Annotated in this window: 19 protein-coding genes and 1 pseudogene; 19 read left to right on the forward strand and 1 reads right to left on the reverse strand. The window is 57.6% G+C overall.

Going from position 1 to position 26,107, the window contains the following annotated elements:
- Positions 1-49 precede the first annotated feature (49 nt).
- The 18 genes and pseudogenes from leuB to cobA form a co-directional block, all read left to right on the forward strand.
- Positions 50-1,123, forward strand: coding sequence for a 3-isopropylmalate dehydrogenase (gene leuB / locus CFB02_RS05395; protein WP_088557189.1), 1,074 nt, complete (start codon positions 50-52; stop codon positions 1,121-1,123).
- A 131-nt stretch (positions 1,124-1,254) separates the two neighbouring features.
- Positions 1,255-2,370, forward strand: coding sequence for an aspartate-semialdehyde dehydrogenase (asd, locus tag CFB02_RS05400; RefSeq protein ID WP_088557190.1), 1,116 nt, complete (start codon positions 1,255-1,257; stop codon positions 2,368-2,370).
- A 314-nt stretch (positions 2,371-2,684) separates the two neighbouring features.
- Positions 2,685-5,942 carry a FimV/HubP family polar landmark protein gene (locus CFB02_RS05405; RefSeq protein WP_088557191.1) on the forward strand — a complete coding sequence of 1,086 codons (3,258 nt, stop codon included), beginning with the start codon at positions 2,685-2,687 and terminating at the stop codon, positions 5,940-5,942.
- Between the two features lie 107 nt (positions 5,943-6,049).
- Entirely contained in the window at positions 6,050-6,958 is a 909-nt protein-coding gene (gene truA, locus CFB02_RS05410; RefSeq protein ID WP_088557192.1) for a tRNA pseudouridine(38-40) synthase TruA, read from the forward strand.
- Positions 6,955-7,584: a phosphoribosylanthranilate isomerase gene (locus CFB02_RS05415; protein WP_088557193.1), complete on the forward strand. Its 630-nt coding sequence runs from the start codon at positions 6,955-6,957 to the stop codon at positions 7,582-7,584. The genes truA and CFB02_RS05415 overlap by 4 nt, the downstream gene beginning before the upstream one ends.
- Entirely contained in the window at positions 7,577-8,785 is a 1,209-nt protein-coding gene (trpB, locus tag CFB02_RS05420; protein ID WP_373274847.1) for a tryptophan synthase subunit beta, read from the forward strand. The genes CFB02_RS05415 and trpB overlap by 8 nt, the downstream gene beginning before the upstream one ends.
- Positions 8,786-8,804: 19 nt before the next feature.
- Positions 8,805-9,617: a tryptophan synthase subunit alpha gene (gene trpA / locus CFB02_RS05425; protein ID WP_088557194.1), complete on the forward strand. Its 813-nt coding sequence runs from the start codon at positions 8,805-8,807 to the stop codon at positions 9,615-9,617.
- A 46-nt stretch (positions 9,618-9,663) separates the two neighbouring features.
- A complete protein-coding gene (gene accD, locus CFB02_RS05430) occupies positions 9,664-10,590 on the forward strand; it encodes an acetyl-CoA carboxylase, carboxyltransferase subunit beta (protein ID WP_088557195.1) in 927 nt (308 codons plus the stop codon).
- Positions 10,574-11,896, forward strand: a complete 1,323-nt coding sequence (gene folC / locus CFB02_RS05435) for a bifunctional tetrahydrofolate synthase/dihydrofolate synthase (RefSeq protein WP_088557196.1) — start codon at positions 10,574-10,576, stop codon at positions 11,894-11,896. Before accD ends, folC begins: the two co-directional genes overlap by 17 nt.
- Before the next feature lie 123 nt (positions 11,897-12,019).
- Complete coding sequence (locus tag CFB02_RS05440; RefSeq protein ID WP_088557197.1) at positions 12,020-12,691, forward strand: SPOR domain-containing protein; 672 nt, start codon at positions 12,020-12,022, stop codon at positions 12,689-12,691.
- 91 nt (positions 12,692-12,782) lie between these two features.
- On the forward strand, positions 12,783-13,352 hold the full coding sequence (locus CFB02_RS05445; RefSeq protein ID WP_088557198.1) for a CvpA family protein: 570 nt from the start codon (positions 12,783-12,785) through the stop codon (positions 13,350-13,352).
- A gap of 34 nt (positions 13,353-13,386) precedes the next feature.
- Positions 13,387-14,913, forward strand: a complete 1,527-nt coding sequence (gene purF / locus CFB02_RS05450) for an amidophosphoribosyltransferase (protein WP_088557199.1) — start codon at positions 13,387-13,389, stop codon at positions 14,911-14,913.
- A 26-nt stretch (positions 14,914-14,939) separates the two neighbouring features.
- Positions 14,940-16,181: an O-succinylhomoserine sulfhydrylase gene (locus tag CFB02_RS05455; protein WP_088557200.1), complete on the forward strand. Its 1,242-nt coding sequence runs from the start codon at positions 14,940-14,942 to the stop codon at positions 16,179-16,181.
- Positions 16,182-16,187: 6 nt separating this feature from the next.
- The gene (locus CFB02_RS18445) at positions 16,188-18,770 is read left to right on the forward strand and encodes a DNA translocase FtsK (RefSeq protein ID WP_088557201.1); all 2,583 of its coding nucleotides are present in this window, start codon (positions 16,188-16,190) and stop codon (positions 18,768-18,770) included.
- 12 nt (positions 18,771-18,782) lie between these two features.
- The gene (lolA, locus tag CFB02_RS05465; protein ID WP_088557202.1) at positions 18,783-19,430 is read left to right on the forward strand and encodes an outer membrane lipoprotein chaperone LolA; all 648 of its coding nucleotides are present in this window, start codon (positions 18,783-18,785) and stop codon (positions 19,428-19,430) included.
- Complete coding sequence (locus tag CFB02_RS05470) at positions 19,430-20,767, forward strand: replication-associated recombination protein A (RefSeq protein ID WP_088557203.1); 1,338 nt, start codon at positions 19,430-19,432, stop codon at positions 20,765-20,767. The genes lolA and CFB02_RS05470 overlap by 1 nt, the downstream gene beginning before the upstream one ends.
- A gap of 87 nt (positions 20,768-20,854) precedes the next feature.
- Positions 20,855-22,129, forward strand: coding sequence for a serine--tRNA ligase (gene serS / locus CFB02_RS05475; protein WP_088557204.1), 1,275 nt, complete (start codon positions 20,855-20,857; stop codon positions 22,127-22,129).
- Positions 22,042-22,983, forward strand: a pseudogene (cobA, locus tag CFB02_RS05480) (uroporphyrinogen-III C-methyltransferase); the annotation flags it as partial. The gene serS and the pseudogene cobA, both read left to right, overlap by 88 nt.
- Before the next feature lie 27 nt (positions 22,984-23,010).
- Here cobA and CFB02_RS05485 read toward each other — a convergent pair.
- Entirely contained in the window at positions 23,011-24,087 is a 1,077-nt protein-coding gene (locus CFB02_RS05485) for a 3-deoxy-7-phosphoheptulonate synthase (RefSeq protein ID WP_088557206.1), read from the reverse strand.
- Positions 24,088-24,261: 174 nt separating this feature from the next.
- Between CFB02_RS05485 and CFB02_RS05490 the strand changes: the two genes are divergently transcribed.
- On the forward strand, positions 24,262-26,085 hold the full coding sequence (locus CFB02_RS05490) for a DUF1631 family protein (RefSeq protein ID WP_088557207.1): 1,824 nt from the start codon (positions 24,262-24,264) through the stop codon (positions 26,083-26,085).
- Positions 26,086-26,107 lie beyond the last annotated feature (22 nt).

Consider the following 26,107-nt stretch of genomic DNA (forward strand, 5'->3'; position numbering starts at 1 on the left):
GATTACGCTGGCTCTAATTCGACCTAAAGGAATGGAACAAGGAAAAAACATGCCCAGAACTATCCTGATGCTTCCCGGCGACGGTATCGGCCCGGAAATTGTCGCTGAAGCGGAAAAAGTGCTGAACAAGATCAATGATCAGTTCAATCTCGGCCTGAGTTTCGAGTCCGGCCTCGTCGGCGGTGCGGCGATTGATGAAACCGACACACCGCTGCCGGATGAAACCCTCGAAAAGGCCACCAGAGCAGACGCGATCCTTCTGGGTGCGGTTGGCGGTCCTCAGTGGGACAGTCTGCCCATGGCCAAGCGCCCGGAGAAGGGGCTGCTGGGGTTGCGCTCTAACCTGGAGCTGTTCGCCAACCTGCGCCCGGCAATTCTGTATCCGCAACTGGCCTCTGCCTCTTCGCTGAAGCCGGAAGTTGTTTCCGGCCTGGATATCATGATTGTCCGTGAACTGACTGGCGGCATCTATTTTGGTCAGCCGCGCGGTGTGCGCGAACTGGAGAGCGGAGAGCGCCAGGGTTACAACACCTACGCCTATACAGAATCGGAAATTCGTCGTATCGGGCGGGTGGCTTTCGAGGCTGCGCAGCAGCGGGGCAAGAAACTGTGCTCCGTGGACAAGGCCAACGTGCTGGAAGTGACTGTTCTGTGGCGGGAAATTATGAACGATCTGCGCCGGGAATATCCGGACGTGGAGCTGTCCCATATGTATGTGGACAATGCCGCTATGCAGCTGGTCCGTGCACCCAAGCAGTTTGACGTGATTGTGACTGGCAACATGTTTGGTGATATTCTTTCGGACGAAGCGGCTATGCTCACCGGCTCGATTGGCATGTTGCCTTCGGCGTCGCTGAACTCCGAAAAGCAGGGCATGTATGAGCCTTGCCACGGGTCTGCGCCGGATATTGCCGGGCAGGGCATTGCCAATCCGCTGGCCACCATCCTCAGTGCTGCCATGATGCTGCGGTACAGTCTGAATGAGGAAAAAGCTGCTGAAGCCATAGAAGCGGCGGTCAGCAAAGTCCTGGATCAGGGTCTGCGAACAGCGGACATCATGTCTGAGGGCGCAAGGAAAGTGTCCACCCGGGAAATGGGGGAGGCGGTTCTGGCTGCGCTGTGAAGAGGCCAGGCCCTGACAGGCGTATTTGAGACCCGACGGCAACGCGATGCAGTTGCCGCGGGATCACCCATCCTGTCCCTGCCAGCGATAAAGGCATGGGGCGGGCATAAAACGAGGTCTGAAGATCGCACATGAAGCGAGTTGGACTTGTAGGTTGGCGTGGCATGGTGGGCTCGGTCCTCATGCAACGCATGCGTGAAGAAAACGATTTCGCCGATATCGAACCGGTGTTTTTCACCACATCTCAGGCTGGCAAGCCTGCGCCGGACGTGGGAAAAGACGACGTTCCTCCTCTGCAGGACGCGTTTGACGTCGAGATTCTTAAAACCATGGATGTCATCGTGACCTGTCAGGGTGGCGACTACACCGGCGCGGTTTATCAGAAGCTCCGCGACGCGGGCTGGGAAGGTTACTGGATTGACGCAGCCTCCACGCTGCGGATGGTCGACCACTCCGTGATTGTTCTGGATCCGGTGAACCGAAACGTGATTGATGCCGCGCTTGAGAAAGGCGTCAAGGACTACATCGGTGGTAACTGCACCGTGAGCCTGATGATGCTGGCTCTGGGTGGCCTGCTTGAACAGGATCTGATCGAGTGGGTGTCGCCCATGACTTATCAGGCGGCTTCCGGTTCTGGCGCTCAGAACATGCGCGAGCTGTTGAACCAGATGGGCGAGCTTAACAAAAGCGTCAAGTCTGAGCTGGGCGATCCGTCCTCCGCGATTCTGGAGATTGACCGCAAGGTAACCGAAACCATGCGTTCGGACGGCTTCCCGACCGAGCACTTCCAGGTGCCCTTGGCCGGCAGTCTTATCCCGTTCATCGACAAGCAGCTCGACAACGGCATGAGCAAGGAAGAGTGGAAGGCGGGAGTCGAGACCAACAAGATTCTCGGGCGCTCCGATAACCCGATTCCCATCGACGGCATCTGTGTGCGGATTGGCGCCATGCGCTCCCACAGTCAGGCGCTGACTATCAAGCTGAAGAAGGATCTCCCGGTTTCTGAAATCGAGTCGATCCTTGCGAAAGCGAATGACTGGGTGAAAGTGATTCCCAATGACCGCGATGCGACCATTGAAGAACTGACTCCAGCGAAGGTGACCGGTACCTTGAGCGTGCCGATCGGCCGTATCCGCAAGCTGACCATGGGGCCGGAATACATTTCCGCGTTTACTGTGGGTGATCAGCTCCTGTGGGGTGCCGCTGAGCCGCTACGTCGTATGCTCCGGATTCTTCAGGAGCGTTAAAAATTGTTACACAGAGGCAATAAATGCCAACTGTGTCCGGTTTCGATAAACCGGTGAGGGGGCGGAGGCTGATTTCAGCCTCCGCCCCTGTTATTTTCAGGAGCGCTAGGCAGTTCCGCGTGATTGATAAAAAAATGGTACAAGGATTGCGGCTGATTGATTGATAAAAGAGGTTTTATCAACAATACTTGCCGGACTGAAAATTAAAAAGAACTCATAATAACGAGAATTATCAAGACGAAAGTCATCCAACCTCGTCCGATTCTGTTTGAAAAAGAGCAGTAACGAATAACGGAGACTGGAAAGGAAAAAGCATGAAGGTACGCAAGCTTGCGGTTGCCCTGGCTCTGGCGGGAGGGCTCGGATCCGGCGTCGCACAGGCCCTGGGGCTGGGTGAAATAGAACTTCAGTCCTATCTGAACGAGCCACTGGACGCAGAGATCGGTTTGCGCCAGAGCAGTGGTGTCAATCCAGCGGACGTGTTCGTCAATATTGCCTCGGAGCAGGCATATGAGCGGGTGGGGCTGGATCGCAACCAGTTTCTCAGCAAGCTCAGGTTCCAGGTGGTCACCGGCAATGATGGCAGTCTCATTGTCAATGTCTCCTCCCGTGAACCATTGAGGGAACCGTACCTCAACTTCCTGCTTGAGTTGACCTGGCCAAACGGCCGGTTAATGCGGGAATACGCCGTTCTGGTGGACCCACCTGTATACGCGGAAGAGTCTGGCGTGCAGGAACAGGTCAGCACTCCAACAGTCTCCATGTCCCAGGCAATCAGCCAGCCGACAACCACTCGCAGTGCCGAATCAGTTCGTCGCCAGGCTCAGGCTGAGCGGTCGCAGGGTTCCGGATATCAGGCTGATACATTCGGGCCCACTGGGGCTTCAGACACGTTGTGGACCATCGCGTCTCAGGTGCGTCCAGACAACAGTGTCTCTATGCAGCAGGTCATGCTGGCAATCCAGGACCTGAACCCGAATGCATTCATTGGCAATAACATCAATCGTCTGAAGCGCGGTGAAGTGCTGCGCGTCCCGTCTCTGGATCAGATCCAGAGCCGCACTCGCGCTGAAGCTACTCGCGTGGTTGCCCAGCAGAATCAGGAATTCCAGACTCCCCAGCGCACAGTGGATGCAACTGCCGAGCAGCAGGCAGCGTCCGCGCCCCAGCAGCAGGCTGGCGCCGGGGGTGATGAGCTGAAACTCGTGGTCTCCGAGGACGCCGGCAGTGACGCCAGCGAAAGTGGCTCCGCCGGCGGTGACAGCGAACTGCCGGGGGGCGTTGATGCCGGTACAGCAGTTGCGATGGAGGAACTCGAAAGCGCTCGCCGGGAGAACGATGAGCTGAATAGTCGCGTCGAGGATCTGCAGGATCAGGTTCAGACTCTGCAGCGCCTGCTTGAGCTCAAGAATACCCAGCTTGCTGAAATGCAGCAGACTGCCGGTGATGAAACGGCAGAGCAGACCGCACCCGTTGAAAGTCCTGCTGCCGATGACGGAGCAGAGGCATCTGCCGCCATTGATGAAGCCGTTGAAGGCGATACGGCACCCGTCGATTCGGACATGATGGCCGGCGAAGCAGAGGATCCCGAAGCTGCGGGTGAATCAGGCGACATGGCCGAGTCCGAGGCTATGGTCGATGAAACTGACGAAATGGCCGGTTCCGATCAGGCAACCGATGATCAGATGGGTGCCGATGCCGGTGACGCATCAGAACAGGCGGAAATGTCTGGAGCGGATGAGCCGGCGCTTGCGGCTACCGATGATGCGGTTGAAGAGACTGCAGCGGCGGAGCCAGCCCCGACACAAACAGAGCAGTCTGCAGAGCCTGCGCCCAAGCCTGCGCAACAGGCTCCGGCTGCCGATAAAGGTTTCCCCGGCAACGTTATTGATGCCATAACCGGTAATCCGATGTATCAGATTGCCCTTGGGGGCGGCCTGATCGTTCTTCTGTTGCTTCTCCTGCTGCTTGCCCGCCGCAATGCAAACCGGGAAAAGGCGTTTTACGAACAGCTGAACAATGAAACCGAGGAAGAAACGGATTCCTTCGATCTGAGCCTGGATGAAGAGGATCAGCAATCGGCGGCGGGCGACGCCCTGGCCGAGGCTGACTCTTACATTGCCTATGGCCAGCATGATCGGGCTGCTCAAGCTCTGGAAACCGCAATTTCACGTGAGCCCAGTCGCACCGATCTGCGCCTGAAGCTGCTGGGTGTCTACGCCGATATCCAGGATCGCGATTCTTTCGAAAAACAATTCGGAGAGGTCGAGGCTCTGGACGATGAAGAAGCGCTGACCACCGCGAACGAGCTGCGCGCACGGCTGGAAGAGGCGGAGTCGATGCCCAGCATCGATGACCTTGAGTCTCAGTTACGTTCCGACTCGTTTGCCACGTCCTATGATTCTGAGGAAACCGGTGATGAGTCCACCGAGAAGCAGGACAAGCCGGAATCTGATGAACTTCTTGCCGATCAGTTTGATTCCGAGAAAGAAGAGCCGGCCGAGAACGAGTTTGGTGACTTCGATTCAGATCTTTCAGAGACCGATTTCTCCGATTTCGAACTTGATGATCTTGATGAATCCGAGGCTTCGAAGTCCAGCAAGCAGAGTGTGTCTGAAGAGGACAAAGAGGAAAGCCGGGACGACATGATCGAATACGATCTGTCGGGCCTGGAGCTGGAATCGGACGAAGAAAAGCCTGCGATCGAAGATACCTCCGAGCTTGAAGAGTCCACAGACTGGGATCTGTCTTCGGAATTTGAAGCGGACTCTGACAAGCCATCCGGCACAGAGCAGGGGCTCGACGATTCTGATGACGACCTGAGCCTTGATCTGGAAGAGGGCGACCTGGACGAAGGAGGCCTGGCGGATGAGCTGCCAGCAGGAAAGCCGGAAACCACCTCCGAGGAAGGCTCTGAGCAGGGAACTGATACTGACGGCGAATCCGATATTGATTCGCTAGACGAGTCATTCCTGGATGAGCTCGATGCGGAACTTGACAAGGTAGCCGGTGAAGAAGACGAGCTTGGTGGCAGTGAGATGGAAGAATCTTCGCTGGATGACCTGGAACTGGACGTCTCCGATGAGGACCTGGCCCTGATGGAAGAGTTTTCCGATTCTGCCGATTCAGCCAACCCCGAGGAGAGCGAAGAGGCGTCACTCGATGAAGAGCTTGGTCTTGAGGACACACTCGGTGAGGGCGATGCAGAGGAAGCTGATCCTGAACAGACGGTTGAAGATGCCGAGGATCTCGAGCAACTGGGTGTAACCGATGAGCTCGAAGACTCGGAGACACCTGAGAGCGATCTTGATCTCCCGGTTGCGTCTGATGAGGTTTCCGATGAGTCGCGCAAATCGCAGGCTGCGGACATTGAGGAAAGCGAACTCGGTGACGAGGACGATTTCGACTTCCTGGCCGGTACCGATGAGGCCGCGACCAAACTGGATCTCGCGCGGGCCTACATCGAGATGGGTGATGCCGACGGAGCTCGCGACATCCTGGAAGAAGTCTCACTTGAAGGAAACGAAGACCAGAAAGCAGAGGCGCAAGACCTCCTTAAAAATCTGTCCTGATCCGTTATAATCGGTTCTGACAGGTAGCAAGCGCCGGCCGCCGGGTATCTTCCCGGCAACAAGGTCGGCGCTTTGTTTTTATAGAACCACTCTCTTCGGATTCGCACTTGTTTCTCGAGACTCAGCAGCTCACCACCGATAACGCCGTAGGCGCGGGCCGCGTCGCCCTTGCCTTCGAATATGATGGGCGTGGGTTTCATGGCTGGCAGCTCCAGAAATCCGGTGTACGATCGGTAGAAGCGGAACTGACGGCCGCGGTGGCAAAGGTTGCGAACCATCCAGTTGATCTGGTGTGTGCGGGCCGTACCGATGCCGGCGTGCACGCCAGCTATCAAATCGCTCATTTTGACACGCCGTCTGTCCGTAACCTGCGCTCCTGGGTTATGGGTATAAACACGGCGCTGCCCGATGACATTTCCGTGCACTGGGCTGGAAACGGAGTCGATGATTTCCACGCTCGATTTTCCGCGACCTATCGGCGTTACCGGTACATCATTTATAACCATCCAGTGCGTCCGGGTATACAGCGGGGCCAGGTAAGCTGGACCTTCCGCCCACTGGACGCAGATCGCATGCACATGGCCGCCCAGGCATTGGCGGGAGAACATGACTTTTCCTCTTTCCGCGCGGCGGGGTGCCAGTCTCGAACACCGATTCGGTTTCTGGAACGTATTTCGGTAACCCGGAAGCGGGATTTTGTCGTAATAGACGTGCAGGCCAACGCGTTTTTGCACCACATGGTCCGGAATATCGCCGGTGCCCTGATGGCGGTTGGTTCGGGAAAGCAGCGACCGGAGTGGATTCATGAGATACTGGTCGCCAGAGATCGGACAGCTGCAGGTGTAACGGCGCCTCCCCATGGTCTGTATCTGGTCGATGTGGGGTACCCGGACGAATTCGGGATTCCCGCTGTCGAGTGCGGCCCGGGCTTTCTGCGGCCCTGGTTCACTCGGGAAGAAAACAGTCCGTTCACCCCAACACACATCCATGTCAAACAGCGGGTTCCGAGCCAATGAGCGCAAGGGTCAAAATTTGCGGCCTTACCCGCCCCGAGGATATCGACGGGGCTGTTCAATTCGGCGCCGACGCCCTGGGTCTGGTTTTTTATGAGCCGAGTCCCCGGTCAGTGTCATTGGATCAGGCCGCCGAGTTGGCAAAGCGTGTTCCGGCGTTCATGTCGGTGGTCGGATTATTTGTTAATCCATCCAGGCAGGAAGTCGAGGCGGTTCTCGAGCGGGTGCCACTGGATTTGCTGCAGTTTCATGGCGACGAATCGGCGGATTTCTGTGCCAGTTTTGGTCGACGCTGGATCAAGGCCATCAGGGTCCGAGAGGCGGGGCAGATTGAAGCTGCCTTCGAGGAGTTTCACAATGCTTCCGGCCTGCTGGTCGACGCCTGGGATCCAGACCGGTATGGAGGCACAGGAAAATCGTTTAACTGGGATCTGATCCCTGACTACCGGCCGCTTCCGATCATATTGGCCGGGGGTTTGTCATCTGATAACGTATTTGCCGCTGTGAAACAGGTGAAACCCTGGGCTGTAGATGTCAGTGGCGGTGTTGAGCAGGGCAAAGGCATCAAGGATATCCAGAAAATTTCTCATTTCATTAAAGAGGTTCACCGTGTCTGTAAAACTGACTGAAGAAATGCTGAGCGCACTGCCGGACGCGCGGGGTCACTTCGGGGCCTTTGGTGGGCGATTTGTTTCCGAGACTCTGATGGATTCCCTGATGACGCTCGAGAAAGAATACGCCCGCCTGAAAAAGGATCCGGAATTCCAGGCGCGTTTCGACAAGGAACTGGCAGATTATGTTGGCCGGCCAACCCCCCTGTATTTCGCCGAGCGTCTCAGCCGTGAAACCGGCGGCGCCCAGATCTGGCTCAAGCGTGAAGATCTTTGTCACACCGGTGCCCATAAGGTGAACAACACGATCGGCCAGGCGCTGCTTGCCAGTTTCCTCGGTAAAAAGCGGATCATTGCCGAAACCGGTGCGGGTCAGCATGGCGTTGCCACTGCGACTGTTTGCGCTCGTCTCGGTCTTGAATGCCATGTGTTCATGGGCGCGGAGGATGTCCAGCGACAGTCTCTGAACGTGTTCCGGATGAAGCTTCTGGGCGCGACGGTACATGCCGTTCAGGGTGGCACCAAAACCCTCAAGGATGCCATGAACGATGCGATGCGTGACTGGGTGGCTCACGTGGACGACACCTTCTATATCATTGGTACCGTTGCGGGGCCGCATCCATATCCGCTGCTGGTCCGGGATTTCCAGTCGGTAATCGGTCGGGAAACCCGTCGTCAGGCGCTGGAGAAAACCGGCAAATTGCCGGATGCCCTGGTTGCGTGTGTGGGTGGTGGTTCCAACGCCATTGGCATGTTCTATCCGTTCCTTTCTGACGAATCGGTACAGCTTTACGGTGTCGAGGCTGGCGGCCTGGGCATTGATACCGGCAAACACGCGGCACCACTCTGTGCCGGTCGTCCGGGCGTGCTTCACGGTAACCGCACCTACCTGATGGAGGACGAAAATGGCCAGATCGCAGGTACGCATTCGGTGAGTGCCGGCCTGGACTACCCAGGGGTGGGTCCAGAGCACAGCTGGTTGAAGGACATTGGCCGTGCCAATTATGTGTCCGTTACCGATGACGAAGCGATGGAAGGGTTCCGGAAATTGACCCGCGTCGAGGGCATTATGCCCGCGCTGGAAACGGCTCACGCTGTCGCTTATGCCATCAAACTGGCGGCGACCATGGACAAAGACCAGACCGTTGTCATTAACGTTTCCGGGCGTGGCGACAAGGACATTAACACGGTTGCCAAGCTTGAAGGCATCGAGATCTGAAGAATTAACAGGAGCAGGCATGAGCCGAATTGAAGGGGTCCTCAAGGCCCTGAAAGGACAAGGCCGGAAGGCACTTATTCCCTACATTACCGCCGGTGACCCGCATCCCGATGTCACGGTAGATCTGATGCACACGTTGGTTGAGGCGGGGGCAGATATTATCGAGCTGGGGGTGCCGTTCTCTGACCCCATGGCAGATGGCCCGGTAATCCAGCTTGCCTGTGAGCGGGCCCTGGTGCACGGTACCTCGCTGAGGCAGGTGATTGCCATGGTCAAGGAGTTCCGAAAGTCAGACGACGCAACTCCGGTGGTTTTGATGGGCTACCTGAACCCGATGGAAGCCATGGGCTACGTGCGTTTTGCAGATGCGGCCAAGGATGCTGGCGTCGACGGCATTCTGACCGTTGACTTGCCACCGGAGGAGGCCGACGAGGTTGCTCCGTTGTTTACCCAGCGAAATCTCGACGCCATCTTCCTGCTGTCACCAACGACGACCGATGACCGGATCCGGGCAATCAGTGAGCACTCCTCCGGTTATGTGTACTATGTTTCTATCAAGGGTGTGACGGGATCGGCCACGATCAACGTGGAAGAGGTGGCTGCCAAGGTCAATCATATTCACGAACTGACAGCCCTCCCGGTGGGTGTTGGTTTCGGTATTCGTGATGCGGAAACTGCCGCGGCGGTCGGTCGGGTATCCGATGGTGTAATTGTTGGCAGCGTCCTGGTCGATACAATAGCCAGAAATCAGGCAGATACCGACCAGCTCAAGCGGGCATTGACGGATCTGCTCCACCCGATGCGTGAAGCACTGGACAGTCTCGCCTCCTGAATGAAGGGGAGGAGGGCAAACAGGCGTCAAAGGACAGGATGAGACCATGAGTAACTGGCTGGACAAGATTATGCCGAGCAAGATACGCTCGGAGTCGAAGCAGAGAACCGGCGTACCCGAGGGGCTGTGGAAGAAGTGTCCCAAGTGCGGCGCGTTTCTCTACAAGCCGGAACTTGAGAAGAACCTGGATGTGTGCCCGAAATGTAACCATCATTTGAGAGTCACTGCGCGCCGGCGCCTCGAAATTTTTCTTGATCCAGAGGGTCGTGAAGAAATTGCCGCTGAGCTTGAGCCTTGGGATCGATTGAAGTTCAAGGATAGTAAGCGGTACAAAGATCGGTTGTCCCAGGCGCAGAAAGCTACTGGGGAAAAGGATGCTCTCGTAGCGATGAAAGGCACGACGCTCGGGGTTCCTTTAGTTGCCTGCGCGTTCGAATTTGGATTCCTTGGTGGCTCTATGGGGCAAGTGGTCGGGGAGAAGTTTGTCCAGGCCGCAAATGTTGCTCTCAAGGAGCGTATCCCGTTGGTCTGCTTCTCAGCCAGCGGCGGCGCCCGCATGCAGGAAGCGATCCTGTCGTTGATGCAGATGTCGAAGACAGCCGCTGTGCTTGAGAGGATGAAAGTTGAGGGTATTCCCTATATCTCGGTGATGACGGACCCTGTCTTCGGTGGCGTTTCCGCCAGTCTGGCCATGCTGGGGGATCTCAACATTGCAGAGCCAAACGCATTGATCGGCTTCGCCGGCCCCCGGGTTATCGAACAGACGGTTCGTGAAAAACTGCCGGAAGGTTTCCAGCGCAGTGAGTTCCTGCTTGAGCATGGCGCGATTGATATGATTCTCCATCGCCACCAGATGCGCGAACGCATTGCTCACGTGCTCGCCAAGTTTACCGGCCAGGAGCGCCCGGGAACCGAAGACCCGATTGAGTTTGAAGTCTCGGAGAAGCCCGAAACCGATGCCCCTGCCGAGTAGCCCTGCAGACCAGCCCTCGGCATCGCCGGGGCCTGGTGCCACTGTCGATCAGTGGCTTACCTACCTGGAAGCGATACACCCTACAGAGATTGATCTCGGCCTTGACCGGGTCCTCGTGGTTCTGCGGCGGCTGTTCCGGCGAAAGCCGTCCGCCCGGATCATCACTGTGGCTGGCACTAACGGCAAAGGCAGCGCGGTTGCCACTGTGGAGTCCCTGTTGCGCGCGGCTGGCCGCCGGACCGGCGCGTATACCTCGCCCCATCTACAACGCTATAACGAACGTGTGCGTCTTAATGGTGAGGATATCTCCGACGATGCGCTTGTCAGGGCGTTCGAAGCCGTCGAAAAAGCACGTGGCAACGTCTCTCTTACCTATTTTGAATTCGGAACTCTTGCCGCTTTCGTGGCCTTTGCCGATGCGGGCCTTGATGACTGGGTGCTGGAAGTTGGCCTGGGTGGGCGGCTGGATGCTGTCAATGTCCTGGATGCGGATTTTGCCATCCTGACATCGGTGGACATCGACCATGTTGCGTTCCTTGGTGACAACCGCGAAGTCATCGGGTTTGAAAAGGCCGGGGTTCTGAGACCGGGCATCCCCTCGGTCTACGCCGATTCTGATCCGCCACGTTCGGTGCTTCAGCAGGCCACTGCGCAGAAAGTAGAACTGGCTTTGCTGGGGCGTGATTATGAGCTGGTGAGCGAGCAGCAAGCAGGCGATGATGCTCCGGCGGTAGTGCTTCGCCACAAAAGCCAGGCGATTCGTCTGCCGGCCGTTCCACTGCCGATCAAAAGCGTGGCAGCCGCAGTGGTGGCCATACGGGAGCTTGAACCGAACCTGCCGGTATCAGTCATTGAGCAGGTGCTTTCAGGTCTGAGTGTGCCCGGGCGTTTCGAGCGTGTTGGTTCCGCACCGGATATCTTTCTGGATGTTGGTCATAACCCCCATGCTGCCGGTTGGTTGTCTGGTCAGTTGAGTCAGCTAAAATCCCCGGGCAGGCGGGTGCATGGAGTTTATGGCGCCCTGGCTGACAAGGACGTGGCAGGTGTGGGCAGAGCCATGGTTGATGTGGTCGATGCCTGGTATCTGGCCGGTCTCAAAGTACCAAGAGGCCTTTCCGATCAAGACCTGCAAGCAAGACTGGCCGATTCGGGGATCCAGGCGCCGGCTTTCGAATCCGTGCGGGAGGCGTTGGTTTCAGCATTGGCCGAGGCTGACCCGAACGATCTTGTGATTGTGTTCGGTTCTTTCTTCACGGTCGCTGAAGGACGCGAGATTCTGCTCGCTGGCAAGGCAGCCGGAAGCTAGGCAGGCCGCCTTAAACTTTGTCCATGGCCGGGCCTGACACTTTGAGTTCCGGTTGCCGGCCAGTTAGTATCTGCGCATGGGTGCCCGTCGGGGCGCAGTCATAACAGTTGGGAGCCTAGCAACGTGGATGGACTGAAACAGAGAATAATCGGGGCGCTGGTACTTGTTTCCCTGGCGGTTATCTTTGTTCCCATGCTTTTTGATGAGCCTCATTCCGAGCGCACGTCCACAACCATCAAGATTCCGGAAGAGCCGCCTTTCCCTGAAGTGGAAGCGCCCGAATCGGAATTGGCGCCGGCGCCGTCTTACGGTCTTGAGTCCAGCGATAGTGGCCTGGCAGCACCCTCAAGCGCGCAAGAAGCAGAGGATTCCCCGGGTTATCGTATCCTGGAAGAGGCGCCTGGCCAGGATGAGGTGCAGGACGTAACCGATTCGTCCGATGCTGGCCAGCCCGAGAGCGACAACGCTCAGGAATCCGCCAATGAGCCGGCTCAGACATCTGAACAAACCTCGGAGAGCGCTGCCACAGAAGCTGCAGAGTATGAGCGGTCGCTGGATGGCGCCTGGGTGGTGCAGTTGGGCAGCTTTGGCAATGCCGACAACGCCCGACGCCTGAGGGATCAGGTCCGGGAGCAGGGCTATGGCTCTCATCTTCAGGAGGTTGTCCGCGGCGACACAACGCTGACAAGGGTCTTCAGCGGGCCCTTTGCGTCAAAAACCGAGGCCGAATCCGCCAAAAGGGCTCTGGACGATGCCTTTGGTCTTAACAGTCTGGTGACCTCCGGCGAAAAATAACGCCCGGGGTCCGGTTTATGTGTGTCTTGCGGTTTGGCGAACCGGGGTTTCCTGATAGAATTCGCGCTTCCTTTTCTCCACCGGGTTTTCAATGGAAGCGCTGATCTGGATTGACTGGGTCATTATCGCCCTGATTACAGTTTCCACCCTCATCAGTCTGAAACGGGGCTTTGTACGGGAAGCCCTCTCGCTGGTGACCTGGGTGGGCGCGTTCATCCTGGCCAGAACCTTCCACCCCCAGATGCAGTCCCTGCTGGAGAGCACGGTTGAAACGCCGCTTGTCCGGCTTATTGCTGCTTTTGCCATACTTTTCTTCGGAACGCTCATCGTCGGTGCCATCATCAACAACATGATCGGTCATCTGATTCGGGCCACCGGCTTGTCGGCCACCGATCGGGTGCTTGGGATGGGGTTTGGCCTTTTGCGGGGCGTGGTGGTGGTGATCGTTGCGATTGCATTTACCCGTTACACACCGCTGGCCCAGGATACCTGGTGGCGCACCTCGATCATTATTGATCGCCTGGCGGTGGTGGAAGACTGGTCCAGACGGACCCTGGGCGATGAATTTGCGCGCTTTCTTGGGCCTGCGCCCGAAAGCGCGCCGGAACCGGATTCCGTTACAGAGCAGGAAGGCGTGGAACCCGCGTCCGTGTCCCGCTAACATTCAGTTTTAACACTCGGAGATACACTTATCCATGTGTGGCATTGTCGGCATCGTCAGTACTTCCAACGTCAATCAGTCGCTCTATGATGCGCTGACCGTACTTCAGCACCGGGGCCAGGACGCGGCGGGCATTGTGACATTTCAGGATGAACGGTTTTTCCTCCGCAAAGACAATGGCCTGGTACGGGATGTTTTCCATACCCGTCATATGCGTCGTCTGGTGGGCAACGTGGGTATAGGCCACGTGCGCTATCCGACTGCCGGCAGTTCCAGCTCTGCCGAAGCCCAGCCGTTCTATGTAAACAGCCCGTATGGCATTACCCTCGCTCACAACGGCAACCTGACCAATGCTGATGATCTCAGCAAGGACCTGTTCCGGACCGATCTGCGCCACATCAACACGAACTCCGACTCGGAAGTGCTGTTGAACGTGTTCGCCCATGAATTGCAGAAGCTTGGCAAGCTGGACCCGACCAAGGATGAGATCTTTTCTGCGGTGAGCGCGGTTCATAAGCGCTGCCGGGGTGCCTACGCCGTCATTGCCATGATTACCGGCTATGGCATTGTTGGCTTCCGGGACCCGAATGGTATCCGGCCTGCCTGCTACGGCGAACGCACTGACGAGAATGGCCGCAAGGAATACATGATTGCCTCTGAAAGTGTTGCCCTGAACGCAGCGGGTTACAGCCTCGTGCGCGATATTGCCCCGGGCGAGGCGGTCTATATCGAAACTGACGGTACCCTGTATACCCGCCAGTGCGCCGAGCAGCCGCATCTGTACCCTTGCATTTTCGAACACGTGTATTTCGCACGGCCTGACTCCATCATAGATAAGGTGTCCGTTTACAAGGCTCGGCTGCGCATGGGCGAAACACTGGCGGAGAAAGTTCTCCGCGAGACGCCGGATCACGATATCGACGTTGTCATGCCAATTCCGGACACCAGCCGGACGTCAGCCATGCAGATGGCGCATCGCCTGGGTGTGAAATTCCGGGAAGGCTTTATCAAAAACCGCTACATCGGCCGGACATTTATCATGCCGGGCCAGAAAATGCGCAAGAAATCGGTCCGACAGAAGCTTAACCCGATCGATCTGGAGTTTCGTGGCAAAAACGTGATGCTGGTGGATGATTCCATCGTTCGCGGAACCACCTGCAAGGAAATCGTCCAGATGGCTCGGGATGCCGGTGCCCGTAAGGTCTATTTTGCGTCTGCGGCGCCTCCTGTTCGCTACCCGAACGTGTATGGTATCGACATGCCCTCCGCCAGTGAGCTCATTGCCCACGGGCGCACCGTAGAGCAAATCCGGGAACTGATCGGTGCCGACTGGCTGCTCTATCAGGATCTGGAGGACCTTATAACCTGCGTCAGTGAAGTGAACGACGACATTGAGGGGTGGGAGTGCTCTGTATTCACTGGCGATTATGTAACCGGTGATGTCGATGAAGCATATTTAAGCCGCATTGACGGCTTGCGCAATGACGAAAAGCGATCCGAGAGTGCCGGTGGTGCTGACGGGGACAATGGCATTATCGACTTGCATAACGACGAAGACTGAACGCCGCTTTCAGGCAGGAGATGTAGATGACTTTTCGCCGCGAAGAAACTGTCTGGATCCCGGAGTCCGACCTGGACGGGATGTCCGTGGACACCCTGGCCGTGAGGGCAGGGCAGATCCGCACCGGGCAGCTTGAGCACAGCGACGCGATATTCCCCACGTCCAGCTTCGTTTATGGCAGCGCGGCGCAGGCGGCGGCGCGATTTGGCGGCGAAGAGCCCGGAAACATTTACTCCCGGTTTACCAACCCTACGGTCCAGGCGTTTGAAGGCCGGATCGCGGCCATGGAAGGCGGTGAGCGTGCGGTCGCCACCGCATCCGGTATGTCTGCGATCCTGAGCACCTGCATGGCGCTGCTCAAGAGCGGCGATCATGTGATCTGTTCCAGGGGTGTGTTTGGCACCACCAACGTGTTGTTCCAGAAATACATGGCACGTTTCGGGGTGGAAACCACGTTTGTCAGTCTGACGGATATGGAAGAGTGGCAGGCGTCGATCCGTCCCGAAACCCGGATGCTGTTTATTGAAACGCCCTCCAATCCGCTCTGCGAAGTGGCGGATATGGAGGTCCTGGGGCAGCTAGCACGAGACAGCGATGCCCTGTTCGTGGTCGATAACTGCTTTTGCACACCGGTGCTCCAGCGTCCATTGGAGCAGGGCGCAGACATCGTGATTCACTCGGCGACCAAATATCTGGATGGTCAGGGTCGCTGCGTGGGCGGCGTCGTGGTCGGATCCGAGAAGATGATGGAAGAGATCTATGGCTTCCTGCGTTCCGCCGGGCCCACCATGAGCCCCTTCAACGCCTGGGTGTTTCAGAAAGGCCTGGAAACCTTACCAATTCGTATGCGCGCCCACTGTGACAATGCGTTAGAGTTGGCCTTGTGGCTGGAGCAACAGCCGGCAGTCGAACGTGTTTTCTACGCCGGGCTCCAGAGTCATCCGCAACATGAGCTGGCGAAAAAGCAGCAGACCGGGTTTGGTGGTGTGCTGTCGTTCCAGCTCAAGGGTGCGCGGGAGGAGGCATGGCGCTTCATCGATGGCACCCGGATGATCTCCATCACCGCAAACCTCGGTGACGTCAAGACCACGATCACCCACCCGGCCACAACCACTCACGGGCGACTATCCCCGGAGGATAAGGCGCGGGCCGGGATCACGGAGAATCTGGTACGGATTTCCGTGGGGATCGAAGCCGTAGAAGACCTGAAAACCGATCTTGAACGCGGCTTTCAGGCGCTTCGGAACGAAAGCACCGATAACGTCTGAGCATTCATGGCCGAATCTGCAAAAGCGAAGAAAGCACCACAGGAACTGACAGAGAAGCAGCAGCGCTTTCGCCGGCTGGCCGCCCAGGGCGCTCGAGAAGGCGCCGTCATCGCGCTTATTGCCCTTTGCATTTACCTTTCCATGGCACTGGTTACCTTTAGCCCGTCAGATCCGGGCTGGGCCAGTATTGGTCATGACACCAGCGTTCAGAATTATGCGGGCCGAACCGGTGCCTGGCTCGCCAGCCTGTTCATGGATTTCTTCGGCCACGTTGCCTATCTGTTCCCGGTCATGATTGCGGGATACGCGTTGATGCTCATCCGTCGGCGTAACGATTCTCTGGATCTGCATTGGCCGCTGTTCATGATGCGCTTCGGTGGTTTTTTGCTGATTCTTCTCTCGGCAACCAGTCTGTTGTCGCTGTATTCCGTGTTTGGTCTGGGGGCGTCCTCGGGCGGTGTCCTTGGAACGGCTGTTGCCGACGCCATGGTGCGGTTTTTCAACCTGCCGGCAACAACCCTGCTGCTGATTGCCATTTTCCTGTTCGCGTTAACGGTTACCACCGGGCTTTCCTGGTTCTGGCTGATGGATCAGGTGGGCGGTTTGACGCTCAGAACGGGCCTTGCCATCAAGAGCCTGTTTAAAGGCAAGCCGAAATCGGAAAAACCAGAGCCCAAACCAGAACCCAGAGCTGAGCCACCGGTGGTAAAGGACCGTGTGCCGGCCATGGACAGCAAACGGCAGAAAGCAGATGCCGACAAACCACGCTGGTGGCAACGGATTCCAGGCTTTGGGCCGAAGAAGGTAAAAGCCCCGAAGCCCGCGTCGAAGCAAGAAACCGGTCGAAAAGAGCCGGCATTGGATGGTCTTTCTGCCGAAGTTGACCCGGAACCTGCGAGGCTCGAAAGCTTCAGTTCACGGGATGAGGCTCCTGGTGCTAATGGAAAACCCGCCAAACCCGAGCCATCTCCTCAGCCCGCCGGACGGTCGCTGAAGATTTCGCCCTTCAAGAAAGATGAGCAGCCTGCCCAGTCGAAAGACAAGGGCAATAAACAGCCATCGCTGCTGGAAGACATTGAAAGCCCGATTCCGCCGATCTCTCTGCTGGACCCGCCCGAGGAACACAAAGAGAGAGGCTACTCCGAAGAATCCCTGGAGCATATGTCCCGCCTGCTTGAAGAAAAGCTGGGGGATTTCGGGGTGTCCGTGGAAGTGGTTGAGGTCAACCCCGGTCCCGTTATTACCCGATTCGAGATCAAGCCGGCCCCAGGTGTGAAAGTCAGCAAGATTTCCAACCTGGCAAAGGATCTGGCCCGTTCACTGGCCGTACTGAGTGTTCGGGTGGTCGAGGTGATTCCCGGCAAGTCTGTGGTCGGTATCGAGATTCCCAACGAAGAACGGGAAATGGTCCGGCTCAGTGAAGTGCTTGGCGCGCGGGTGTTCCAGGATTCCAGCTCACCGCTGACCCTGGCACTGGGTAACGACATTGGCGGTAACCCGATGGTTGCCAATCTCTCCAAAATGCCGCACCTGCTGGTGGCGGGCACCACCGGTTCCGGTAAATCCGTCGGCGTCAATGCCATGCTGCTCAGTATGCTGCTGAAGGCGGGGCCGGAGGAGGTCCGCTTCATCATGGTGGACCCCAAGATGCTGGAGCTCAGCATCTACGACGGCATTCCGCACCTGCTGGCGCCGGTGGTCACCGATATGAAGGAGGCGGCCAACGCACTACGTTGGTGTGTCGCTGAAATGGAGCGCCGGTACAAGTTGATGGCGAGTCTCGGGGTTCGAAACCTCGCAGGCTATAACCGCAAGGTCAAAGATGCGATGGCCGCCGGCGAGCCACTTCTTGATCCGTTCTGGAAGCCGGACGAGTACCTGGCCAACGACGAGCAGGAGCGCCCCGAGCTGGACACGCTTCCCTTCATCGTGGTTGTTATTGATGAATTTGCCGACATGATGATGATCGTCGGCAAGAAGGTTGAGGAACTCATTGCCCGGATTGCCCAGAAGGCGCGGGCGGCCGGTATCCACCTGATCCTTGCGACCCAGAGGCCGTCGGTGGATGTGATCACCGGTCTGATCAAGGCCAACATTCCCACCCGGATGTCGTTCCAGGTCTCGTCCAAGATCGATTCGCGCACGGTGCTGGATCAGGGCGGCGCCGAGCAGCTCCTGGGGCATGGTGACATGCTCTACCTGCCACCAGGCTCTGGCCTGCCGGTTCGGGTGCATGGGGCTTTTGTGGATGACGATGAAGTCCATCGCGTGGTGAGTGCATGGAAAGCTCGGGGTGAGCCCGTATACGTTGACGATGTTCTCAATGGCGCCGAAGGCGAGAGCCTGCCGGGCGTTCCCAATCTCTCGGAAGGAGGCGGGGATAGTGAAGGGGATGCTCTTTATGACGAGGCCGTTGCCTTCGTTACCGAAGGTCGCCGCGTTTCGATTTCATCGGTACAGCGAAAATTCAAGATCGGGTACAACCGGGCGGCCAACCTGGTTGATGCCATGGAAGCATCCGGCGTAGTAAGCGCCGCAGGCCATAACGGGGCCCGAGAAGTTCTGGCACCGCCGCCACCCAGAGATTAGGAGTAACGAGTAATGCTACAGTCTTTTCTGAAATGCCTGGCAACACTGATTATGGCGGCGTTTATTGCCAGCCCTGCAACTGCCAGTGAAGAAGACGCGAGTGCAGATGAGTTGGCCTCGCTGCTGAAGGGTTACGAATCCTATCAGGCGGATTTCATCCAGATCGTGGTCAACGAGAATGGTAACAAGGTGCAGGAAACCCGTGGCTCCCTGAAGGCCAAGCGCCCAGGGCTGTTTTACTGGGAGACCAGTGCGCCCCTGTCACAGTTTATTGTCAGTAATGGCGAAACGGTGGAAGTTTACGATCCGGACCTGGAGCAGGTTACCATTCACAATCTCGACGATCGTGTGCAGTCCACACCCGCGCTCCTGTTAAGCGGTGAGGTGAATAATCTGGAGGAAACCTACAGTGTTTCCGGTCGCCAGATTGGCGACAACACCCGTGAATTTACCCTGGAGCCACGCAGCCCGGACTCCCTCTTTACGTCGCTCAGGCTGACGTTCTTCAAGGGTGAGCTCCAGGAGATGCGCATGCAGGATTCCCTGGCACAGCTCAGCGTACTGAGTTTTGACCGGATCAGGCTGAACGAGCCCGTTGAGGCCGGCGCATTTACCCTCGACTATCCGGAGGGTGTGGATATTATCCGGGACGGGGCCTGATGCAGGACAGCCTGTTCACGGAATCCTCTGGCTTCCGGCCGCTGGCCGCGAGAATGCGGCCGGCAAGCCTGGATGACTATGTGGGCCAGGCCCATCTGGTAGGGCCCGGAAAACCGCTGAGGCGCGCCGTTGAGCAGGGCCAGCTTCACTCAATGATACTCTGGGGCCCTCCTGGAGTCGGCAAAACCACCTTCGCCCAACTACTGGCCAATGTCAGCGATCTCAGTTTCGAGACGGTTTCGGCCGTACTGAGCGGTGTGAAAGAGATTCGGGCCGTTGTTGAGCGGGCTCGTAATCGCAAGCAGTCACAGGGTCGCGACACACTGTTGTTCGTGGATGAAGTTCACCGCTTCAACAAAAGCCAGCAGGATGCGTTTCTCCCCCACATTGAAGACGGTACATTCATCTTCGTTGGTGCGACCACTGAGAATCCCTCTTTTGAGCTGAACAGTGCGTTGCTTTCCAGAACACGTGTCTACGTGCTCAAGAACCTTGAGGAAGAGGACATCCTTCAGTTGCTACGCCGTGCGCTGACAGTTGATGAGGGTTTTGGTGGACGCCTGCGAGTTGATGAAGACGTGCTGACCCTGATGGCGGCAGCCTCTGGTGGCGACGCCCGCCGTGCTCTCAATGTCCTGGAAGTGGCGGCTGACCTGGCGGAGCCGGATGAGGCCGGCACGGATCGGGTAACGGCGGATCAGCTTGAGCAGGTCATGCAGACCAGCCTCCGCCGGTTCGACAAGGGCGGTGACGTATTCTACGACCAGATCTCAGCGTTGCATAAATCTGTTCGCGGATCAGATCCGGATGGCTCGCTGTATTGGCTGTGCCGGATGCTGGATGGTGGCTGTGATCCTCTCTATGTCGCCCGGCGTCTCGTGCGAATTGCCAGCGAAGACATTGGTAACGCCGACCCCCGTGCTCTGCAACTCAGCATGGAAGCCTGGGACGCTCAGGAGCGCTTGGGATCTCCGGAAGGGGAGCTGGCACTGGCCCAGGCAGTGACCTACCTGGCCATGGCGCCCAAGAGCAATGCGGTTTACAACGCCTTCAACAGGTGCATGGCGGACATCCGGCAGGATCCGGACTACGAAGTCCCGGTCCACCTGCGCAATGCGCCCACCAAGCTGATGAAGAGCATGGGCCACGGAGATACCTATCGGTACGCACACGACGAACCGGAGGCCTTCGCCGCCGGCGAGTCCTATCTGCCCGAGGCGATCCACCAGCGCCGATACTACGAGCCCGTGAATCGTGGGCTGGAGATCAAGCTGGCGGAGAAACGCCAGCGCCTGGATTCCCGCAACTCTGAAAGCCCCCGCAAACGCTATACCTGAGCCTCTTGCTGCGGTAGCCACGAGCGCCAGTGCAGGTATAATGGCCAGTCATCGAAAACATCGCTAACCGGAAGATTCAGGATAATCATGCTCGATCCCAAACGTGTCCGCACCCAGACAGAAGAGATCGCCCGTCGGCTGACCATCAAGAATTTCGAATTCGATACCGCCACCTTCGAGCAGCTTGAGGAACGCCGCCGCGCCCTTCAGGTAAGCACGGAAAACCTGCAGAGCGAGCAGAACAAACGGTCCAAATCAATCGGGAAAGCCAAGGCAGCCGGTGAGGACATCCAGCCGCTGCTGGATGAGGTGGAAGATCTGAAGAAAAAGAGATCCGAAGCTGAAGACGAGCTCCGTTCGCTGCAGGAGGAGCTCAACGGGTTCCTGGCCGGAATCCCGAACCTTCCGGACGAAGATGTGCCTGCTGGTGAGAGCGAAGACGACAACGTCGAGATTCGAACCTGGGGCACGCCCAAGACCTTTGATTTCGAGCCCAAAGATCACGTTGCCCTTGGGGAGGGTCTGAAAGGCCTGGACTTCGAGACCGCGACCCGCCTGGCCCACTCGCGGTTTGCTGTTATGCGAGGGCCGGTCGCACGGCTGCACAGGGCTCTGGCCCAGTTCATGCTGGATCTGCACACCCGCGAACATGGCTACCTCGAGACTTACGTACCTTACCTCGTGAATGCTGATAGCCTCTATGGCACGGGCCAGTTGCCCAAGTTTGAGGAAGATCTGTTCAAAACCGAGGGCGAACACCCGCTTTACCTGATTCCAACCGCGGAAGTGCCTGCCACCAATCTGGTCTCAGACTCCATCCTCGATGCCGCAGAGTTGCCGCTGCAGATGGTCTGTCATACACCGTGCTTCCGCAGTGAGGCCGGCTCCTACGGCCGAGATACCCGCGGCATGATCCGTCAGCATCAGTTCGATAAGGTTGAACTCGTGCATGTCGTTCGCCCCGCCGATTCTGACGCCGCCCTGGAGGCTCTCACCGGGCACGCAGAAAAGGTTCTGCAACTGCTGGAGCTGCCTTATCGCGTCGTTGTACTGTGTGGTGGCGACATGGGCTTTTCGGCGGCCAAGACCTACGATCTGGAAGTCTGGTTGCCGGGACAGGACAAGTTCCGCGAAATTTCATCCTGCTCCAACACCCGCGATTTCCAGGCACGCCGCATGCACGCCCGTTGGCGTAACCCGGAAACCGGCAAGCCGGAACCCGTGCATACGCTGAACGGCTCAGGTCTTGCGGTTGGACGTGCACTGATTGCGGTTATGGAGAATTACCAGCAGGCAGACGGCAGCATTGTGGTTCCGGAGGTTCTCAGGCCGTACATGGGAGGCGTCGACATAATCCAATGAGTGATCAGCAACAAAGTGCGCCAGGGAAGGGCGTTGATGCAACTCCTGCACCGGTAAGGTACAGGGTAAACCCGGTGACCTCGAACCCGAACACATCTGCGGGCGAAGTGGCCCTCGTCGGGGCCGGGCCGGGCGACCCTGAACTGCTGACACTCAAAGCCTGGAGGCTGATTACGGCAGCCGAAGTCGTGCTTTACGATCGCCTGGTGTCGCCGGAAATACTGGCCATGATTCCAGACACTGCCGAGATGATTCATGTTGGCAAGCAGCGGGCCAACCACACCTTGCCTCAGGACCAGATCAATCAACGATTGGTGGATCTGGCCAGGCAGGGTCGGAAGGTTGTCCGTCTCAAGGGCGGAGACCCGTTTATCTTCGGTCGCGGGGGCGAAGAAATTGAAACTCTGGCCGACGCCGGCGTACGCTTTCAGGTGGTGCCGGGTATAACCGCAGCTTCCGGCTGCTCGGCCTACGCCGGAATCCCGCTCACCCATCGGGATTATGCCCAGTCAGTCCGGTTCGTGACCGGCCATCTCAAGAACGATACCTGCGATCTTCCCTGGCGAGACTTTGTTCAGAACAATCAGACCCTGGTGTTCTACATGGGGCTCGTCGGTTTGCCGATCATCTGCCGGCAACTGGTTGCGCATGGCATGTCTCACGATATGCCCGTTGCGCTGGTTTCCAAGGGAACCACAAGGGATCAGCGTGTGGTCACAGGCAACCTCTGCAATATTGTCGAAAGGGTAGACGCTGAAGCTGTTCAGCCGCCGACGCTGGTCATCATCGGCCACGTGGTGGCGCTCAGGGAGAGGCTGGACTGGATAGGTGGGGTAATAAAAACGGGGAGCTGAGGCTCCCCGTTTGGTATCGGGCTACAATCAGCCGATCTTGCGCTTGGGCAGTACGTCTTTCAGCTTGTCGCGCATATCCCGAATCGCCTTTTCCGTGGTCGGCCAGTCAATGCAGGCGTCTGTTACAGAGACACCGTACTTCAGATCTGCCAGGTTCTCGGGGATCGACTGGTTACCCCAATTGATGTTGCTTTCCACCATCAGGCTCTGGATCGAGGTGTTACCTTCCAGGATCTGGTGGGTGACATCCTGCATGACCAGCGGCTGAATGGCCGGATCCTTGCTGGAGTTGGCATGGCTGCAGTCAATCATCATCGACTTGCGCAGGCCTGCTTTATCCAGCGCCTGTTCGCACAGGGCGACGCTCACCGAATCGTAGTTGGGTTTGCCACCGCCACCGCGGAGAACAACGTGGCCGTAGTTATTGCCCTTGGTACGGATAATCGCCACCTGCCCTTGCTGGTCGATACCCAGGAAACTGTGCGGGTGAGACACGGACTTCATGGCGTTCACCGCAACGTCCAGGCTGCCGTCGGTGCCGTTCTTGAAACCGATCGCCATGGACAGGCCGCTGCTCATCTCGCGGTGAGTCTGTGACTCGGTGGTACGGGCGCCGATGGCGGACCAGGCAATGGTGTCCTGCAGGTATTGCGGGGAGATCGGATCAAGCGCTTCGGTGGCTGCGGGCAGGCCAAGCTCGTTGATGTCCAGCAGCAGACGACGACCGATGTGAAGGCCCTGCTCAATGTCAAAAGTATCGTTCAGATGCGGATCGTTGATGAGACCTTTCCAGCCAACGGTTGTGCGAGGCTTCTCGAAATAGACACGCATAACGATCAGCAGCGTATCGCTGACTTCATCGGCAAGCTTCTTCAGGCGCGCGGCGTAATCTCTCGCAGCTTCAACATCGTGAATGGAGCAGGGGCCCACCACGACGAATAGCCGGTGGTCCTTGCCATCCATGATGTCATAGATCGCCTGGCGGCCCTTTGAGACGGTTTCTGCGGCCTTGTCGGAGAGCGGCATCTCCTTCTTCAGCGCTTCAGGAGTTATCAGTGCTTCCTGGTTCGCCACATTCAGATTCTCTAGTTTGTTGCCCGACATTTTGTTCTGCTTCCCCGATTCTGATCGTTGCAGCCCTGTGAACTATAGAATATGCCAACAGGGTTGCAGATTAACGCGAATAGCGCCGGTGCTCGGTTGCGGTCAACCCCGGCGAGTTGGTTATACTGCGTTATTTACAGGGCCTTTTCAACGCTTCTTAAGTACGGGGAACGGATGTCGCAAAACAGGCAGAGACCGAAGGATGTGCCTTCCGTTGCAGCGGTTTCAGGCAAGATTGACGATGTCCTGGCCGGCATTCGTGTTCCTGATCTTCCATACCCGGCTGGCAAGCTCGAACCAGACGCCGTTAGCGACTGGCGCCCACTTCTGGTTTCCTGCTGGTCAGAACAGCGTGACGAGCGGGTTACCCACGTTATCCGCTCCGTTCATCTGGAGTGGTCAGCCCGGCAAGTGAACGCCGCCTATGTGGCTGACCGCATAATGGACGTGTTCCTGAAGACAAGCGGCCTGCACCCGAGCCTCGCCCGCCGGGTAGCAAGGCTGCGTTTCTATCTTGCCTGGCGCATGAATCTCGAAGGGAAGAAAGCTTTCAGCAAGGTCCTTCTGGAGTGGTTGGACAGCCTTCAGGAGTGGCGCGGCTGGAGTGATTCCGGAGGCCGTTCCGCCAAAGTGCTGATGGATCAGCTGGATTCGCTGGTTATCGCCGTTTCCGCAAGTTTTGAATCCGGCAAGACGGAGCCGGTGAACGAATTTTGTCATCGCTGGCAGGAAGACGCCGGGAAGAGGAGTGCCCAGGTTGCAAAGCTCCGCCAACGGCTGCTGGAAACCGAGCAGGGCGCTGCAAAGCAGCGCAAGGCAGAGCAGTCTTCCCGCGCATTGGTTGGTCGGGCTCTCCAGGGCCGCAAGCTCCCGCTTCCGATTGTCCGCTTTATCCTTGATCACTGGCAGGGTCTGCTGAAGCAGTCGATCTGGGATTCCGGTCTCGAGGGAGAGAATCTGCGACATGGCAGCAAGTTGCTGGAATGGCTGGTCTGGATTGGTGATCCGTCGCTTTCCGACAAGGACCGTAACCGGCTCTATCACGTGGGCGAACAGATCGGTGATCGCATCCTTGATGTCTGGAAACGGGTTTTTAATGAATCACTGCCTGCGGAGTCCCTGTCTGGGATCGAATCCGCCATGGTTTCCAGGCTGAGAGGGGAGGCACCGGATCTTGTGGAGGCTCTGCCGGCGGCGGGGAGCTTCCACTGGGATAGCAATTGGCTCAACTTCGAAGTGCCCGCGGCAGGGGCTTTTGAACCGTATGAGGGGCAATGGTTTGTCGAGGGCGAGGGTGTCGGGGAGCAGCGCCGTTACTTCTATGCGTTCTTACCGGAGTCGGCAGAAATCCTCTGGACCAACGGCGCCGGCGTGAAACTGGGGCTGCAGACCTGGGGCGAGTTTCAGAGGGCCCTTGAGCAGGAGCAGATCCGGCCATTGCCTCAGCTCACGCCGTTCGGAACGGTGTTGGCAGAAACGGTGGAACTGCTTGCCCGTGTCTGCGAGAAGCAGCGTCGGCAGAGGGAGCAGGCGGCGGAAGCTGCCAGGCTGCGCGCCGAGGAATTGAGGCGGGAAAAAGAAGTCGCGGAAGAACGGCGCAGAGCCGAGGAAGCGGAGCGTGAAGCCGAGTTTGAGCGTCAGCGGCAAGCCGATGAAGAGCAACGACTCGCCGATGAACAGGCTGAAAAGGAACGGATCCGGAAGGAAAGAACGCTGCTGGCCGAGAAACAGGTGGATGCCATCAAGCTTGGTGGCTGGATTGTCGTTGAACCCGATGAAACGTCTGATGAACCTGTCCGTCTGAAACTGGCCGTACGCATCAATGCGTCGAGAAAGCTCGTGTTTGTGGACCGTCTTGGCCTGAACCGGCGCGAGTTTCTCGAGGACGCCCTTGTTGAAGGAATTGTTGAAGGTCGGATACGGGTTCTGGGAACCTCCGCGGAATTCGACGATACTCTTAGCAGGGTAGTCGGGCGGATTCGCGTTGGCCGCAACTGATATTGCCGAAGCAGGAAAAACA

This window comes from Marinobacter sp. es.042, assembly GCF_900188315.1.
Taxonomy (GTDB): domain Bacteria; phylum Pseudomonadota; class Gammaproteobacteria; order Pseudomonadales; family Oleiphilaceae; genus Marinobacter.